General features: G+C 53.3%; 13 protein-coding genes and 1 pseudogene. 6 read left to right on the top strand and 8 right to left on the bottom strand.

Annotated features, from left to right (window positions below; all coding sequences use genetic code 11):
* Window positions 1-278: pseudogene (locus LEP6406_RS27700) on the top strand (IS66 family transposase); the annotation flags it as partial.
* A 208-nt stretch (window positions 279-486) separates the two neighbouring features.
* Here LEP6406_RS27700 and LEP6406_RS0211675 read toward each other — a convergent pair.
* Window positions 487-1,236 carry an S-layer homology domain-containing protein gene (locus tag LEP6406_RS0211675; protein ID WP_027269070.1) on the bottom strand — a complete coding sequence of 250 codons (750 nt, stop codon included), beginning with the start codon at window positions 1,234-1,236 and terminating at the stop codon, window positions 487-489.
* Window positions 1,237-1,520: 284 nt separating this feature from the next.
* Between LEP6406_RS0211675 and thrB the strand changes: the two genes are divergently transcribed.
* Window positions 1,521-2,522, top strand: a complete 1,002-nt coding sequence (gene thrB, locus LEP6406_RS0211665; protein WP_315874573.1) for a homoserine kinase — start codon at window positions 1,521-1,523, stop codon at window positions 2,520-2,522.
* A 131-nt stretch (window positions 2,523-2,653) separates the two neighbouring features.
* The gene (locus LEP6406_RS0211660) at window positions 2,654-3,661 is read left to right on the top strand and encodes an ABC transporter ATP-binding protein (protein WP_051463677.1); all 1,008 of its coding nucleotides are present in this window, start codon (window positions 2,654-2,656) and stop codon (window positions 3,659-3,661) included.
* A gap of 241 nt (window positions 3,662-3,902) precedes the next feature.
* Here LEP6406_RS0211660 and LEP6406_RS0211655 read toward each other — a convergent pair whose 3' ends face one another.
* The 4 genes from LEP6406_RS0211655 to LEP6406_RS0211640 all read right to left on the bottom strand — a co-directional run bounded on the left by LEP6406_RS0211655 (window position 3,903) and on the right by LEP6406_RS0211640 (window position 10,028).
* Window positions 3,903-4,544 (bottom strand): Uma2 family endonuclease, encoded by a 642-nt coding sequence (locus LEP6406_RS0211655; protein ID WP_008307969.1) that lies wholly within the window; start codon window positions 4,542-4,544, stop codon window positions 3,903-3,905.
* A 219-nt stretch (window positions 4,545-4,763) separates the two neighbouring features.
* A complete protein-coding gene (locus LEP6406_RS0211650; protein ID WP_008307968.1) occupies window positions 4,764-6,743 on the bottom strand; it encodes a sensor histidine kinase in 1,980 nt (659 codons plus the stop codon).
* A gap of 35 nt (window positions 6,744-6,778) precedes the next feature.
* Window positions 6,779-7,657, bottom strand: coding sequence for a substrate-binding domain-containing protein (locus tag LEP6406_RS27695; protein ID WP_008307967.1), 879 nt, complete (start codon window positions 7,655-7,657; stop codon window positions 6,779-6,781).
* Window positions 7,658-8,003: 346 nt separating this feature from the next.
* Window positions 8,004-10,028, bottom strand: coding sequence for a DNA phosphorothioation-associated putative methyltransferase (locus LEP6406_RS0211640; RefSeq protein ID WP_008307966.1), 2,025 nt, complete (start codon window positions 10,026-10,028; stop codon window positions 8,004-8,006).
* A gap of 547 nt (window positions 10,029-10,575) precedes the next feature.
* Between LEP6406_RS0211640 and LEP6406_RS34255 the strand changes: the two genes are divergently transcribed.
* The 3 genes from LEP6406_RS34255 (at window position 10,576) to LEP6406_RS0211630 (ending at window position 11,900) form a co-directional block, all read left to right on the top strand.
* Window positions 10,576-10,740, top strand: coding sequence for a hypothetical protein (locus LEP6406_RS34255; protein WP_008307965.1), 165 nt, complete (start codon window positions 10,576-10,578; stop codon window positions 10,738-10,740).
* A gap of 102 nt (window positions 10,741-10,842) precedes the next feature.
* Window positions 10,843-11,430 carry a Uma2 family endonuclease gene (locus tag LEP6406_RS0211635; protein WP_008307964.1) on the top strand — a complete coding sequence of 196 codons (588 nt, stop codon included), beginning with the start codon at window positions 10,843-10,845 and terminating at the stop codon, window positions 11,428-11,430.
* A 17-nt stretch (window positions 11,431-11,447) separates the two neighbouring features.
* Window positions 11,448-11,900, top strand: coding sequence for a DUF29 domain-containing protein (locus tag LEP6406_RS0211630; protein ID WP_008307963.1), 453 nt, complete (start codon window positions 11,448-11,450; stop codon window positions 11,898-11,900).
* A gap of 392 nt (window positions 11,901-12,292) precedes the next feature.
* Here the strand turns inward: LEP6406_RS0211630 and LEP6406_RS27685 are convergent, their stop codons facing one another.
* The 3 genes from LEP6406_RS27685 to LEP6406_RS0211605 form a co-directional block, all read right to left on the bottom strand.
* The gene (locus LEP6406_RS27685; RefSeq protein ID WP_008307962.1) at window positions 12,293-12,583 is read right to left on the bottom strand and encodes a P-II family nitrogen regulator; all 291 of its coding nucleotides are present in this window, start codon (window positions 12,581-12,583) and stop codon (window positions 12,293-12,295) included.
* 21 nt (window positions 12,584-12,604) lie between these two features.
* Window positions 12,605-13,840, bottom strand: coding sequence for an ISL3 family transposase (locus LEP6406_RS0211615; RefSeq protein ID WP_027268755.1), 1,236 nt, complete (start codon window positions 13,838-13,840; stop codon window positions 12,605-12,607).
* A 258-nt stretch (window positions 13,841-14,098) separates the two neighbouring features.
* The gene (locus tag LEP6406_RS0211605; RefSeq protein WP_008315739.1) at window positions 14,099-15,304 is read right to left on the bottom strand and encodes a sodium-dependent bicarbonate transport family permease; all 1,206 of its coding nucleotides are present in this window, start codon (window positions 15,302-15,304) and stop codon (window positions 14,099-14,101) included.
* Window positions 15,305-15,334: the final 30 nt, after the last annotated feature.

The following is a 15,334-nucleotide window of genomic DNA, read 5'->3' as shown; positions in this document are numbered from 1 at the left end:
CGTTTGTCACGGTGCTGGGGGTGGAGCCCACCAATAATACGGCTGAGCGTTCTTTGCGAGCTGGGGTGATTTGGAAGCGCATCAGCTTTGGGGCGGAGTCTCAGGCCGGCAGTGAGTTTGTCGCCCGGATGCTGACGACGGTTTCTTCTCTGACGATGCAGCAGCGAGATGTGCTGGACTTTCTCACTCAAGCCTATTGGTCGGCTCGCTTTGGTCAAGCGCCTCCTTCATTGCTGCCTTTGGCCACTCATCAGCCTCAAACCCTAATCACGCCGTGACCCCCTGAAGGCTTACTATGGCTTGTTAGTCAGGCTCATCAGTTACAGTTAGAATCTCCCAATGACTTGTGTAAATGGCTGCTAATCCTTGATCAGAAGGGCAGTCATTTTCCCCAGAAAGAATTGTCAGATTTACGAAACAGGCTTCATTGCTGAGACTGTGCTTCATTGCTGAGACTGTGACGTATCTATTAGCTTACGCGGAAGCCTAGGGTGTGGTTTCCAGGGTGTCTACCTGGTCGCTGAGGGTGCCGAGTTCTTGGCGCAGGTCGTTCAAGTCGGCCAAAACACTGTCAAGGGCTGGAGATTCCGCCTGCAATTGCAGTTCTAGAATCGCCCCCAGGCAAGCGTTGAGGGCGGCGGCGAACTCATAGCGAGTGACGGATTGGTCACCGCGAAAGGTGCCGTCGGGATAGCCGGATAAACAACCGTAGTTCGTCACCAAACTATTCACCGCCGGGTAGGCCCAGTGGCTGGGGGAGACATCGGAGGGAGACGTGGAAATATCACTCTGAGGCACCTGAGACACCATGGAGTCCATGGGGGAGTTCGTGGTGTCCCAGGTGGCTTCAGGACCGGATTCGCGAGGGGTGGCGGGCAGATCGAGCTGGGCCATGGCGGTGGACTCCCCAGCATTGGCGATGGCTGCACTGGGGATTAGCCCCAAGCTCAGAAGAGCCGCGAGGGCAAGGAAGGATGGACGGGGCAGGGTGGGGAGTGGCATGGTGATGGGGTGGGGGGTGATGGGGTATTGGGGTGATGGGGTGATCGAAAGTTTTGAGTTTTGAATTAAATTTCCCGTAGGGGCAATCCCTTGTGGTTGCCCGGTGGGCGGGTGATCAATATTGGGCTGATGATGGTGGGGGGCGGTAGGGGCGCGGTTTCCGCGCCCAATGCAGAGGGGGACAGGAAGGTGGGTCTTGGGATGATGGGGTAGGGGCGCGGTTTCCGCGCCCAATGCAGGATGCCGCCGTAGGGTGGTTGCCCGGTGGGGAGGTGGGTGCCCGGTGGGCGGGGGTGGGATGGGATTTAATTGCCCGTCGCTGGGCGGCGAATAGGTGGGCGAATGCAGCGGGCAATCGCTAGGGTTCAAGACTGCATTGGAGCGCCAGGGTTCCGATTCATGGTCATATCAAGGTAGGAACGGTCTAAGAGACACCTTAGCAAAATGGTAATATGCCTTCGCAAGATGGGCAGGGCCGTGCCCACCCTTTGGGCAGATGTTTTTCAGAAACCACCTGAGTGGAGGCCATTACTTTGACGGCAGTTGGGTCTGATGCGGTAGGAATTGATGCGGTGGGCTCTAATCTCGTGAAGGTCTCGGTGCCCGCAACGACGGCCAATATCGGTCCCGGCTTTGATTGCCTAGGGGCAGCCCTCACCCGCTACAACACCTTTCGGTTTACAGCGATGCCTGACGCCCCCGTTCCCCTCACTATTCAGGTCACTGGGGCAGAGTTCGATCGCGTTGTCACCGACGAGTCCAACCTCGTCTACAAAGCCTTCTGCGCCGGGTTTGCCCACCTCCAGAAACCCGTCCCTGCCGTCCACCTTGCCATCGATCTCGGGGTTCCCCTGGCACGAGGACTGGGCAGTTCCTCCACCGCCATTGTCGGGGGGCTGCTGGGGGCCAATGTTCTAGCTGGATCGCCCCTGAGTCTAGCGGAATTGGCCCAACTCGCCACCGCTCTAGAGGGCCACCCCGACAATGTTGTGCCCGCCCTTATGGGGGGCTGTCGCCTCGCCACCGTGGATGATGTTGGCAAAAGCACGATTTGCGAACTGCCTTGGCATTCCCGCATCGTTCCCATCGTGGTGGTGCCGGACTTTGAGTTGTCTACGGCGGCAGCACGGCAGGTTCTTCCCCAGCAGTACGACCGCGCCGATGCCATCTACACCGCAGGACATCTGGGTCTACTGTTGCGGGCGCTGGAAACCGGCAATGGTACTTGGTTAGCCACCGCCCTGGGCGATCGCATCCATGTGCCCTACCGCAAAGCCCTCATCCCCGGCTATGACTCGGTGGTCGCCGCCGCCCTGGCTGCTGGAGCCTACGGCGTCACCATCAGCGGTGCCGGTCCCACCTTATTGGCCCTGGCCGATCCGGAGCGAGCCAGTGCGATCGCACTAACCATGGCCACCGCTTGGAATGCCGTTGGGGTCACGGTGGTGAGTGCGGAGGTTTTGGCCCTAGATCGGAGGGGGGCGACAGTGGAGGGTGATGGGGTGATGGGGCGGGTTTAGCCTTTATGGGATTCCCAAATAACCAACAAACAACCCGTTAGCCTAAAATTCTGTAAATATAGCCTTGGCCCATGGGCTTTAGACACCGGGCACCTTTCTCTCTGTGGACAAAAGCACCTACGGTAGTGGGTATGGATGAGACAATTCCCTTTCTAGAGTCTCCGCCGGAGCCGACTGCGCCTCCAGCGGCGGTGCAAACCTATAACTTGGCCAAGACCTACCGCACCGGGTTTTGGCTGAATCAAATCGTTACCCCTCTGCAAGGGGTGGACCTGACGGTCCAACAGGGGGAAACCTTTGGGCTATTGGGGCCGAATGGGGCGGGTAAGACGACGCTGCTGAAGATGCTGCTGGGAATTACTCGACCGTCCCAGGGGCGGGCGACGGTGCTGGGACGTCCGGTGGGCGATCGCGCCCTCAAGCACCGCATTGGCTACCTGCCGGAAAATCCCTATTTCTATGACAGCCTCACGGGTTGGGAGTTTTTGCAATACACGGCGGGGCTGTTTGGGATTCCGGCGGCGGTGCAGCGGCGGCGAATCCCAGAACTGCTGGACCAAGTGCAGTTGCCCCAGTCAGCGGCCCGCAAGAAGCAGCTCCGCAAATATTCCAAGGGGATGCTCCAGCGCATTGGTCTAGCCCAGGCGTTGATCAATGACCCGGACTTGGTGTTTCTGGATGAACCGATGTCGGGGTTAGATCCTATGGGTCGCCACATGGTGCGGGAGGTCATTCTCAATCTCAAGGCCCAGGGCAAGACGCTGTTTTTCAACAGCCATGTATTGTCAGATGTGGAGGCAATCTGCGATCGCGTTGCTATCCTGCACCAGGGGAAGATGGTCTGCACGGGGAGCCTGGAAGACTTACTGGGGCGACCGAACCAGTATTTTGCGCGGGGCCGGGGCGGGCGTCTAGAGATTTTGGAAAAATGGTTGGTGGATCTCACCTTTGAGCGAGGCTTTTGGCAGGGCTACCTCCAGGGCGATCCCTACGATTTTCTATCGACGGTGCGGGGTATGGGGGGCTCACTGGATACACTCCAATTGGCCCGCCATTCTTTGGAAGATTTTTTCTTGGCCCGCATTCGCGAGGCTGAGGCTCCAGCGGAGGCGACACGCCCCCAGAGACAGATCCCATAATGGCCTTAACCAAACCGCTCCATCCATATCAGCTACGGCCCCCAAAACAAGGGAGATATTTGGGGTATCAACTCAAAGCGGGACAAATCTCTTGGGGAGGAGTTAGGAGTTAGGAGCCAGAATCTAGGAGAGTACTGGATTCTGACTCCTGACTCCTGAATTCCTCGGAACCAATATTGTCTCGGCTTACGTTGATACCCGATATTTGGGCCTTTACCGCAAAAGACCCAAATATCTCGGTTTAAGCGAGAGTCTCCATCAGCCAGCGCATGAGAGATGTGTCGTCTTCGGTCTGTGAGCGCCCCAGCACTTCTTCAATCAACGCTATTTCGAGACCGGGTAATACCCCCGATACTCGGATTTGTCGGCTCCCCCCCTCAGCAACGGCAAAGGCCAGCACCTGCTGCTCAGCCACATTCACCACCCAGTACTCGCTCACCCCCAGCCGTTCGTAGAGGAGACGCTTGGCTCCCAGATCGTCTTTGAAAGAGCTGCTACCGATCTCAACCGCCAGCGTCGGCAGGCCAAAGACATTGACATCAATGGGGGCCTTGTCCTGGGGTGGCAACCGAAAGTCTGGCCCAATGTAGAAGGCAACATCAGGCTGACAACCCCGCTCTCCCGTTTTGTAGAAACTGCCATTGACGAACTTTGCCATCCGAATTTTGTGCAACATGGCAAAAATGCTGGCAACATCCATAGCAACTGAATTTTGCCGTGCATGACCCGCACCCAAAGGAGCCATCTCAATCCTCATATAGCCATTGTCAAAGTAGCCTCTGCCTTCGTCGTAGGGGGGCTCGTCCATGGTGGTGACAAAGTCGTCCCAGGTAGCCTTAACCCAAGTGTCGGTTTGTAGGGCTGGTGAAGTGGAGATTGCCATAGTGCAGAGTTCCCTTGGGGCAGGGTGACCAGTGCCATTGATTCTAACTGATGCAGTGGTGGTGGCTTGGCTTGGGATGATTTGCGAAAGATCCAGTGACGGGGAAGAAGTACGGCATCACTACCCGTAGCTTGGATGCGGATACATGGGCTTCAAAGTAAATGACCTGGGCTGTACCAAGAATCTCGTCACGACGCAGCTCTCTAGTAAAACCTAATTTTATAAGAAAACATTCGGCTTTAACTTCTGGGGTAAGGTAATTACAAACTCAGTACCAATCCCCGGAGTCGAATGAACTTGAATATTCCCTTGATGTTGCTGAATAATTTTGAAGCAGATTCCCAGTCCTAGCCCAGTTCCTTTGCCAATCGCTTTAGTGGTAAAAAAGGGATCAAAGATTTTAGCTTTGATAGCAGAATTCATTCCAGGTCCAGTATCCTTGATGACAATCTTTACTTGCTGGTCAGGCAAAGGCCGGGTTGTTAGCACTAACTGCATAGGTTGAGAGTTCGCATCAAGCATGGCATCCAAAGCATTGGCAATGATGTTGGTAAATACCTGATTGAGTTGGGACGGCGAGCAGCGGACTAAGGGTAAGACGCCATAGTCTTTGATCACCTCCACCCCTTGCTTAAGCCGATGGTTCAAAATTAGCAGCGTGCTGTCAATGCCTTCGTGAATGTCCACCTCCTTGATCACGGCCTCATCCAGGCGAGAGTAATTTCGGAGTGATACTACAATGTCTTTCACCCGCACTGTTCCCGTTTGTATAGAACTGATAATCTTAGGGAGATCCGTTATTAGAAATTCAACGTCGATCTCGTCTTGTTTATCAAGGATGGGTTTGGAGGCTTCTGGATATTCCTGTTTATAGATTGCTAACAGATCTAGCAGATCCTGAAAGTAAGTTTGTAGAGGCTGGAGGTTGCCTTGGATGAAGTTGATGGGGTTGTTAATTTCATGGGCAATTCCAGCCACCATATTTCCCAGACTAGACATTTTCTCAGTGTGAATAAGTTGTGCCTGAGTGTCCTGTAGGTTTTGGAGAGCCTGAGATAAATCCTGAGTGCGGGTCTGAACGGTATCTTCCAGGGTTGCACGAGCCGTTTCTAGCTCGTGAGTGTACTGCCCCACCCAGGAAATCAATTGATTTAATGCATAGGCAAGGGTGCCAATTTCGTCTTTCCGGGTTATCGAGGTCTGCAACTCAAAGTTGTTTTCTCGAATCACCTGTTGAGCAGTGGCTGTAATGGATTGAATCGGCTGGGCAATTTTGCGGCCTAACCAGAATCCTACTATTGTGACCAACAAGGAAATTAGCGACGCCAAGATGGCAACAAGCAACCAAAGTGACTGCTGAGCCTGTTGTAAAGATTTCTGAGAGATTAGCAAAACCAGATCAATATCTTCGCCGTCTAGTCCATCGATGTGAATAGATTTAATCAGAAACTCTCGGTTTATCCTATTGTTTTGTAGGGCATGAATGGTTTCGCTTTCCCAGGCTGAATGTATCCATTTTTGAGTATCAGCATCAACCTGGAAAGTCGAGGCTACCAGTTTACCATCTGATAGAACAACAAGGTTTTCTCTAACTGATTGGTTAATCTCACTCAACAGGTCATTATCAATCACTTGCCCAAGAAAAATGCCGCCGACAATGCCTTGCTTATTTCTGATCGGTGCTGCTCCAACTAAAACTGGTTGCCTGGTTTTACGGATGCTGATCACTGTTGCCAGATTGGTACCGCTTACGATTAGGGAAAGCAGGGTGCGATCGCTCAGTTGCTGACCTGCCAAAGAATTTCGTTGAGTTTGCAGGAGGGTTTGCTGCTGGTGATCAACAGCGCGGATGATATCGACTTCCAAGAGCGCCTTGAGCGGTATAAGAGACTGTTGTAATGTGACTTGGTCTTTTTGACTCACCGCTTGAGTCAGGCTTGACTCAAGAGATAGCAGTCGTGCATCTCGTCTCAAATTCTCGGTTTTTTGCTTGAATTCGCGATCGATCAAAGAAATCAAAGCATCCGCCTGCTCTTGTTGAATTTGGTCGAGTTTACTGGAAAAGTAATCCCCTAGCAGTATTGTTCCAACAGCCCAAATGATCAGAAACATCGTCGTAAACGGTAGGGCGATTTTGAGCGGCAAGGATACTTGCCGATAATCAAATAAATGGCTAAACCGATGCTTCTTGAAAATCATGGAACAACACTACAAGGAGAAAGATGCCGAAAGCCTTACTTCTGAGTGGTCTGAACCACACTCAACCCTGCTGCGGATAGAGCCTGTTGTCCTTGCGTTCCTTTCACAAACTGAATGAAAGCCTGAATCTCCGGATTGGGATCTGCAGACAGCACAATACCCATAAGTAGCTTCATTTTGTATGTTCCCGCCTGAAGCGTATTGGAGGAAGGCGCAACCCCGTCAATGCTCAACACCGTTACGGGTATCTCGTCCATCTCATCATCGGCAGGCAGTACAGAAATACTGAATGGCGTGTCGCCAGCCGCAGTCATCAGTTCTTCATCTTCAGAAAAGACGACGGCTTGGGGGGTAATCTTGAGATCTTCACCTAAGTATGCCTGCCTCAAGACTTTCTTCTCATTCTCCTCTTCGGTGAAATCGAGCAAAACAATGACTGCGTCTGGTCCACCTAACTGCCGCCAATTGCTCAAGTCACCTTTATAAATAGCTCTCAGTTGTTCACCACTGATGTTGGTCACATTGGTTACACTGTTATGGACGGCCACAACTAGGGGCGTTTCAATGAGCGGCAAATATTGAATCTGTTCTTCAGTTTCATTAGCTGTCAATGTTCGGCTGACACCGCCAACATCGAGTGTTCCCTGTTTGACGCCTTCAATGGCACCACTGCTTTGGCTAGGGGGCAGAAATTGGAATTCGGTGCCATTATTTTCAGAGCTATAGGCTTCGGTTAAGACTTTTAGAGTACTGTAGGTTTCTGAAGATCCTCCAATATTAATGGTGTTGCTAGGCGACTCAAGGTTATTCTGAGTATTGGCTTTTCGCAGACTATCGGTGCCGCAACTGCTGAGCAGTAAAGCAATCATACCCATCAATAAGCAGGGCTTGACTTTCAGGTGTTGAGTGCTCATGGAGTTGGGTTGTTATAACTTGACAAGGTACCTAACTCTTTTCAATGTAGGTATAGATTAATGTAGATACAGATTGTGGCAAATTTGTGGCGGACGGCTGGCCGAGAGCAAACGTAATATTTCTTAACTTTGTGGCTCGTGGGTGACGGGCAAGCTGTCTGTAGTGAGTCTCATGATTGAACGCGGGGTCTGCCATGGCGCTGTCCGGGTGGCTGTTGGGTGTGGGCAAAGGGGACGGGTTGCTGGCAAGGGGTGATGGTTCATAGGGACCGGTCTTTGGCCATCGCGGTGAGGGAGGTTGTGGATTAGGAACCCTTCCCCTGGCCGGGTGAGCGATCGCAGATCGTCAATCCTCCCTATTTTTGCGTTTAACGACACGATGTCCCCGTAGTTCTGCTCCATGGTCGAGTAAACACCGTTCCCAGCCGCGCTGGTCAAAAATCGCCTTCACATCGTCCAACAGGCCCCATTTTTGCTCTTGCTGGCTGAGCTTGGCGAACTTGGTATAGCCGGGATAGTCTGCCGTCACGAGCTGATCCTTTTGGTGGAGCAGGGGTGGGTTGTCAGAGTCGTAGTCGCGGTAGCGGACATAGAGATCTTGAAGGGTGATCGCCATGCTGGTCTTCAATGCTGGATGCGGCTCTTTGTTGAACTCTGGAAAGACCAGATAGGTAATCTGCGGCTTCTGGACGTGGAACTTTACTACCGTGGCTTCCTCGGGGCGGCCAATGGTGCGGGAAGCGCAGCCCTCGTAGAGGCGCAGCAATGGGTCGAGCTGATCTAGGGCAGACACATGCACCCAGAGGGAATTGGGCCGCTGCTGACCGATTGCACTCTGCCGACAGCGCTGTTCCACCAGTTCTGTGCGGCCCAGGGTCATGAGCATCAGGTCGGCGGCGGTGCAGGCTTGTTGGTAGCTGCCGAACAGGGCCTTAATGTCGGCCTGCACCGAGGGGGATAGATCTTTGAACTTGGGACGATTGCCAAAATGGCTGAGGGCCAGGTAGACCAGCAGATCGTTGCGGCGCTTATCTGCGATCGCATCCCACTCCCCCGCATCCGTCGCCTGTAGAACAACGGTGAACGCCCGCCGAATGCTGCCAAAGGTTTCCTGGAGGGGGGCAAGGGTGTCGGTGCCCAGTTCTTCTAGGGTTGGGAGCCGACCGCGATCGGTGTAGAAGTCCATCAGGGGCTGGAGGCGATCGCGGTATTCCTCAAACTTGCTCACCTTGAGGCGAATGCGGGGAGCCGTAGCGCGAGAGCGGAACCGGGAGGCGCGAAAGGCTTCGGCCTGGGTCTCGTCGCGAAAGACAAAGTAGATACCCAGGGCAATGGGGATGGCATCGACCCCCAGCACTTGGTCGATGTAGGCTTTGAGTTCTTCTTGCTCGTAGTACTTTTGGAATGTGTTGCGGCTGGTGATAATGCCGTCGCCGTAGGCGATGACGCCTCGGGTACGGTCATCAATCAGCACCTGGGCCGCGACAATCAGCACATTTTGGGCCAGACCCCAGGCGTTGATCAGGGCTTCTCGCCGCTCGGCGGTGTCTTCGATGACGTTGATGACGTAGCCCAGGTTGACCACATCGGCGGAGCTGTGGGGAATATCGGGGCGAAAGTGGGGATCCCACCCGGAGCTGGTGAGGCCCAGCCGGTGGATGTACTCGATGTCAGCCCCGTGGCCACAGCCGTAGTCGAAGTAGGTGGTGGCGGTGGGGAACAGTCCGGCTTCAACAGCAAGGCGGACGGGTTTGGAGGCGGTAGCGCGGGCGATCGCAGCTTTGTGGCGCTGGATTTTGGGAGCGGCGGCGGCGCTGGGGAGCGGCGGGGTGGGGGAGTGAGGAAGGAGGCAGGCGAGGGCGTGGTTATGGATTTCAATGCCGCGATCGCGCAATCGGGCTTCCCAAGCCTGCTGAAAACCGATGCTGCGGGACTGATCCAGCAAACCGAGGATTTCTTCCTGCTGGGTCAACCATCGGAAGCGGTCATAGTGAGGATAGTCGGGGGTAACGAAGGTTTCTTTCCGGTGCAGGACGGGGGGATTGTCGGTGGTGCTGTAGTCGCGGCCTGTGGCTTTCAGCGTTTCTAGATTGATCTGAATGCTGCTGTTGAGGGCGGGGTGGGCCTCAGCATCAAAGTCTGGATAAAACAGATAGGCAATTTGCGGCTTGTCGATGCTGAACTTAACTAGGGTGGCCTTTGCCGCTAGGGCAGTGCTGGCTCTGGCCCTTTGCTCGATAGCTTGGAGGGTGGGATCAAGGTGCTCTAGAGCCAAAACATGGACGTAGAGAGCATCGGGCAGCCGCTTGCCAATGGGGCTGCGCTGGCACAGCTCCGAGTAGGTTGGCAGTTCTGTCGATACCTGGGCCATGAATCCCTAGCAAACTCCACCGATGTTGCACTGATGGCTCTTATCCTATCTGACCTCGGGATTTTGAAGACTTCGCAGGAAGCACCCCAGACCTATAGCGCCTCTGTGCAGCGTTTGGCAGGGGAATTATGATGGCATTGAGCGGCTATGGCTGCGGTGGTTTAATGTCGAGGAACGGTTGATTTTTTCGGCTGAAGAGCGGGCAGAGTAGGTCCAGGAGCGGGCCGATCAAGCAAAACTACAAACTACCCAAGCTGAGGAACGGGTCAACCGCCTAGCCCAACCGCTGCAGGAACTGGGCATTGACCCTAACCAAGCCTATTTCCAGGGTTCAGCATTGGTTAAATTGGGGCATCCCCCCCAACCACAGCGGAGAACAAGCACGATGGTGTTATCGATCAGTCGAGAATAGATTCAGCTCCCCCCCGGCAGTGCCGTCACCCTGACCTATCAAACCTGGGAGGACTACGAGGCACTGTTAGCGAGCCGCCGGGATGATGCTGCCATCAAAGTCCGCTACAATGCCCACACCCAGACCATTTTTCTTATGGCTCCTGTAGCAGGTTATGGAAATCGTAGCCGTACCCTGGCAGAGTTTTCCACGGTGGATGTGAAAGCCGTCTTGCCGGAGTATGTCGAGCGGGCCTGGTCGGCGGGGTCGAGTGTGGCCCTACGGGAATTTGAAACTTACTTGGGCACGCTCAGGGAATAGGGGGTGTCGTCGAGTCTGAAACCGCCCTGGATCCCATACCCGATGACCCACCTGACACTCTCTATACTGTAGGTATTTACGAAGCAAGCTCCGGGAACCGCTATGACCCCGACGACGCTGCCTTTACCCACGCCCTTGATATTAGATTTAGATCTGACCGACGAGCAGTTTTTTCAGCTCTGTCAAAACCATCGCGACCTGAAGTTTGAGCGCACTGCGGCTGGAGAGCTAATTATCATGTCGCCGACAGGGGGCAATACGGGCAAGCGCAACGTTAAGCTCACCACCCAGCTCGATATTTGGAATACCCGCACCCAGCTTGGTGAGGTGTTTGACTCATCCACTGGGTTTACCCTGCCCAATGGTGCAGACCGCTCCCCGGATGCCGCCTGGATCAGGCGCGATCGCTGGCAAGCCCTCACCCCGGAGCAGCAAGACCAGTTTGTGCCCCTGTGTCCCGATTTTGTCGTCGAGCTGATGTCCCCTAGCGATTCCCTGGAGCGAACTCGGCAAAAAATGGCGGAATATTTGGCCAATGGAGCCCAGCTCGGCTTGCTAATTAATCGCAAGCAACGACAGGTAGAGCTCTATCGCCCTGGCCAACCTGTGGAAATTTTGTCAGCGCCGTCAACGGTTTCTGGCGGTGAGGTCTTACCGGGGTTTGTGTTGGATTTATCGCTAATTTGGTAAGCAGGGACATAACGCCAATGGTAAGAGCAACTCCCTACGATCGCGACTTCCACCTGTGGACAGAGCATCAAATCGCCTGTCTTCAGAAAGGGCAATGGGAAAACGTAGACGTAGATAATTTGGTTGAGGAACTGGGGGACTTGGGACGCAGCGAACAGAAAGAGCTAGGCAGCTACTTAAAAGTGCTGATCATGCATCTGCTCAAATGGCAATATCAGCCCGACCGTAGAACATCCAGTTGGGAGGTTACAGTGTCAAACTGCCGAGATGGCATTCAAGACTGTCTAGAAGATAGCCCCAGCCTACAACGCTTTCTAAAAGATGCAGAATGGGTAGCAAAATATTATCGTCGCGCCCGCAGAGATACGGCAAAAGAGACCCAGATGCCAATTGATACATTTCCCACGGAATGTCCCTACACCCTAGAAGACATTTTAGATGCTAAGTTTTTAGCGAACGATCCAGAGTAGGTAGAGGAACATTGACATGAGCCTTGTCGATACTGCGATCGCCAAAATGGGCACTGGTCTCTATACTTCTGTCACCAAACATTGGGCTTCCATGAAGCTCAACTGATACTGGGGCCGCAGGGTCAAATCTTGCCGCGATTTGATCGAGTTTGTTGGGGTGAAACTGCCACTACAATTGGCGGTTAGGTTTTTAGGCGGACTCCACATATAGGGTATGACCCCAGGAAGAATTCAGAGCTTAGTTTCCTGATATATCTGTCCGAACCATTGAGTCCACTTCACTCTTACTTTATCCCGGCTAAAGAATTTAAGAATTACGCTTAAACCCTAGCCGATCAAATCCCAAAAAGCCGAGGTCATACCTCGGCTTTTTGGGTCTGCGTTGTCTTGATTCAACAGCCATCTGGCCCACAGAACGTGTGCGCGTACAGTACCTCCGCGTCACAGATATAGGCAATGCCCGCATAATCGTTGAAAAATTCCACTGCGACCCGATCCGCAATCTTCTCGGCCATATCCCGACTTTCAGTAAGCACCTCAAACTTGATATTCGACTCGGTGTCAGACACGCTGGGTTGCCCGGACGATCGCACGTTGCGACTGCCTTTACCGCCAGTCTCCAACACCGTATAACCGGTCGCCCCGGCTTCATCGATGATCTGGGCGATCTTTTTCAGCAGCAATTTCTGGCTCTTCCGGTCTGGCTATGGTGTTTCAAAAGGAAATACCCACGGCAACAAAGCTCTTAACTTGAAATTGTCAAAATTGCCAAAGCCATAACCTAATCTCTTGATCAACTTAAGCTTGTTATTTATTCCCTCCACAACCCCATTAGTTATTCTCAGTTCAAAGTATGATGTCACCTCATCAAACCATCGTTTAATCGTGCCACAACTCTGATTGAAAAATGTCGATGAATCCGCCATCCAGTCCAGTAACTTTAACGTCCCTTCTGCCCAATTCTCGAAGGATTCAAAGATTTCTCTGAACTCTTCTTTCAATCGATGCATCGTTGCTAATTTAGGGGATACTTCGCTCACTTCTATGAGCTTCTTCTTCTGTTTCTCATTCAAATTCCCTTCGTTCTTTAGTAACGCATACTTACTGCCATTAAGACCCTCTATGACGCGCTCCCTCTCAGCCTTTTTTGCGATCTTCTTGGCCGCTCTCTTCTCCGCTTTCCGTTCGTTATCTAACTCCTCATTGACGAGTTTGGTGACATGGAATCTATCCGCGACAATGGTCGCATTCGGCATCATCTCTTTTACCAAACTTTGGTAGGGCTTCCACAGGTCTATGCTCACCCCTTCAATCCCCTCAAGCACCTCTGGTCCCCATTGGCTAAGGACTTGGCGCAATCCCTCTTGTGTTCGTGAGGGTAGAAGGGTGATCGGCTGGTGCGTCTCTAGGTTCACTAGCACCCCATAATAGTTACCCTGACCTTTGACGACCGCTATCTCGTCTATCCCGAGATATCTAATCGGTTCTGGGCTCTCGGGTAAATACGCCTTTCCGGCATCCTTTATCATCGTCTCAATCTGCTCGTCACTCAGCCCTGTCCGAGCCGCCACACTGTGAATGCTACTCCCTAACACTTGGCCGACAATCTGCTTCGCTAGCCGCTGCGTATACAACCGCCTTTTCTTAACAAAGGCCAGTTCTTCGCTAAACACTTGTCCACATTCCTGGCACCAAAACTGGCGGCGATTGACTCGCAACACTACGGGCTGTTGATTCCACGGCAAATCCTCAATGTTATACCGATGATTCTCATGCAAATGACGACTTCGCTTCCCACACCGGGGACACTCTGCATCTCGGCGGGTGGGGCTAATTACAAAAAATAGCCCCACCCCATCTATCATTGTCATATCCTCTACTTTTGTCTCAGGAAGACCCAGTAGCTCTGTCAATTGCCTCGCGTCAGATTCTGTGATCATGGCGCTCACCCATATATGGCGACTTTCTCTCACCCTTTAATTCTAGCCAATCCCTTGTATATCAAACACTTCACGCCTTTCTAGCGTTTATTTCTCTCTCCATTTCCCCTGCTCAGTAGCCCTTTGTCCATAGCCAGACCGGAAGAGCCCAATTTCTCTGTGATGAGAACGAGCTTTTTGGCTGACTTAGCCATGTCAGTTACCTCCTTACCTATGTATTCATTGAACTAAAGAAGCCTCGGCAAACTGCGACCCAGATTAGCCCCCGGTCATTGCCTGGGCGAGCCCGACAAAGAGGGGGATGCACAGTGCGATCGCAACCGGCGTACCGATAGCTGTAGACGCGCCGATGTAGGCAGAGGGGTTGGCCGACGGGATGCCGGCCCGTAACGTTGGCGGTCCTGAGATGTCTGAACTGGAGGCGGCAATGACAGCCAGGAGCGCGATGCCCCCAGCGCTGAAACCCGTTGCATAGTGGGCAATCATGCCGAGACCGAAGGCGATAAACCCATGTAGAAATGGTGCCACAAAAGCATATAGGGCGTACCACTGGGCCACCTGGCGCAGCTCATTGAGTCTTGCCCATGCCTCCATACCCATGATCAGCATCAGAATCGAAAGTAGACCACGGAAGAGGGGATCATAGAAGCTCTCGTAGACACTTTCTGGCCGGGTTAGGATGCCTAGAGCGAGGCCGAGCAGCAGTGCCGATAGGGCAGATCCCTGGATGCTTTCCTTCACGATGGGCCAGATCTTGACCCGATTGCTTGGGGTACCGCCCGACCCGCTAGAATACCCGCGTGCAAAACCACCTGAATCACCGGAATATCCGCTAGCGGAACTGCGCGGATCGCTGGTGGGATAACCGCCTACGGGAACGGGCTGGTCGATGGGAGCCCCACCTGCTGCAGCCGGTTGCACGTCGATATACTTATCCTTGCTGAGATACTTCTCATTTTTGAGATACTTGTCGCGCTTCTGCTTGTTGGTATAGATGCTGGCTATGACGATCGCAGTCACGAGCGCTGGGATGTCCATGAAGGGATAGAGTGCACCAGCCCATGCCTCATATTCGATGCCTTGCCCTTCCAGTAACGTTATACCAGCGACCATGGTAGAACCACTCACAGCACCGAACAAGCCCCCGGTCGCAAGAGCATCCACGACTTTGATGCCCGGTAACTTGGCCAATGTGTAGCGCGTGATGAGCACGATCACTATCCCCGTTAGCACGGCGAACAGCGCGGGCAGCAGCATCTCCGTCAGGTTGGCATTGCGAATTGCCATGCCGCCGGTCAGGCCGACTTTGATCAGCAGCATGAAAACGATGAACTTATAAATCGCATCTGGAATGGCCAATTCGCTACCGAGAGCGGCAATGACGATACCGCCAATCAGAAAGCCAAGCGTCGGGGACTGCAACTGAGCCCCAAATTTCGTTAAGAACTCGGACAAGAAATCCATTAAAACCTCCTTCCGCCTCCTCATAATGAG

The organism is Leptolyngbya sp. PCC 6406 (assembly GCF_000332095.2).
In the GTDB taxonomy this organism is placed as follows: Bacteria; Cyanobacteriota; Cyanobacteriia; order Phormidesmidales; family Phormidesmidaceae; genus PCC-6406.
The sequence above is the reverse complement of the archived record's forward strand: the minus strand, read 5'-3'. Positions and strand labels throughout refer to the sequence as shown.

What these genes read in the sequence shown, in the direction of transcription:
- LEP6406_RS0211660 (WP_051463677.1), top strand. Translation starts at nt 2,654, where the DNA reads ATGGATGAGACAATTCCCTTTCTAGAGTCTCCGCCGGAGCCGACTGCG.
- LEP6406_RS0211655 (WP_008307969.1), bottom strand. Translation starts at nt 4,544, where the DNA reads ATGGCAATCTCCACTTCACCAGCCCTACAAACCGACACTTGGGTTAAG.
- LEP6406_RS0211650 (WP_008307968.1), bottom strand. Translation starts at nt 6,743, where the DNA reads ATGATTTTCAAGAAGCATCGGTTTAGCCATTTATTTGATTATCGGCAA.
- LEP6406_RS27695 (WP_008307967.1), bottom strand. Translation starts at nt 7,657, where the DNA reads ATGAGCACTCAACACCTGAAAGTCAAGCCCTGCTTATTGATGGGTATG.
- LEP6406_RS0211640 (WP_008307966.1), bottom strand. Translation starts at nt 10,028, where the DNA reads ATGGCCCAGGTATCGACAGAACTGCCAACCTACTCGGAGCTGTGCCAG.
- LEP6406_RS34255 (WP_008307965.1), top strand. Translation starts at nt 10,576, where the DNA reads ATGGCTCCTGTAGCAGGTTATGGAAATCGTAGCCGTACCCTGGCAGAG.
- LEP6406_RS0211635 (WP_008307964.1), top strand. Translation starts at nt 10,843, where the DNA reads ATGACCCCGACGACGCTGCCTTTACCCACGCCCTTGATATTAGATTTA.
- LEP6406_RS0211630 (WP_008307963.1), top strand. Translation starts at nt 11,448, where the DNA reads ATGGTAAGAGCAACTCCCTACGATCGCGACTTCCACCTGTGGACAGAG.
- LEP6406_RS0211615 (WP_027268755.1), bottom strand. Translation starts at nt 13,840, where the DNA reads ATGATCACAGAATCTGACGCGAGGCAATTGACAGAGCTACTGGGTCTT.
- LEP6406_RS0211605 (WP_008315739.1), bottom strand. Translation starts at nt 15,304, where the DNA reads ATGGATTTCTTGTCCGAGTTCTTAACGAAATTTGGGGCTCAGTTGCAG.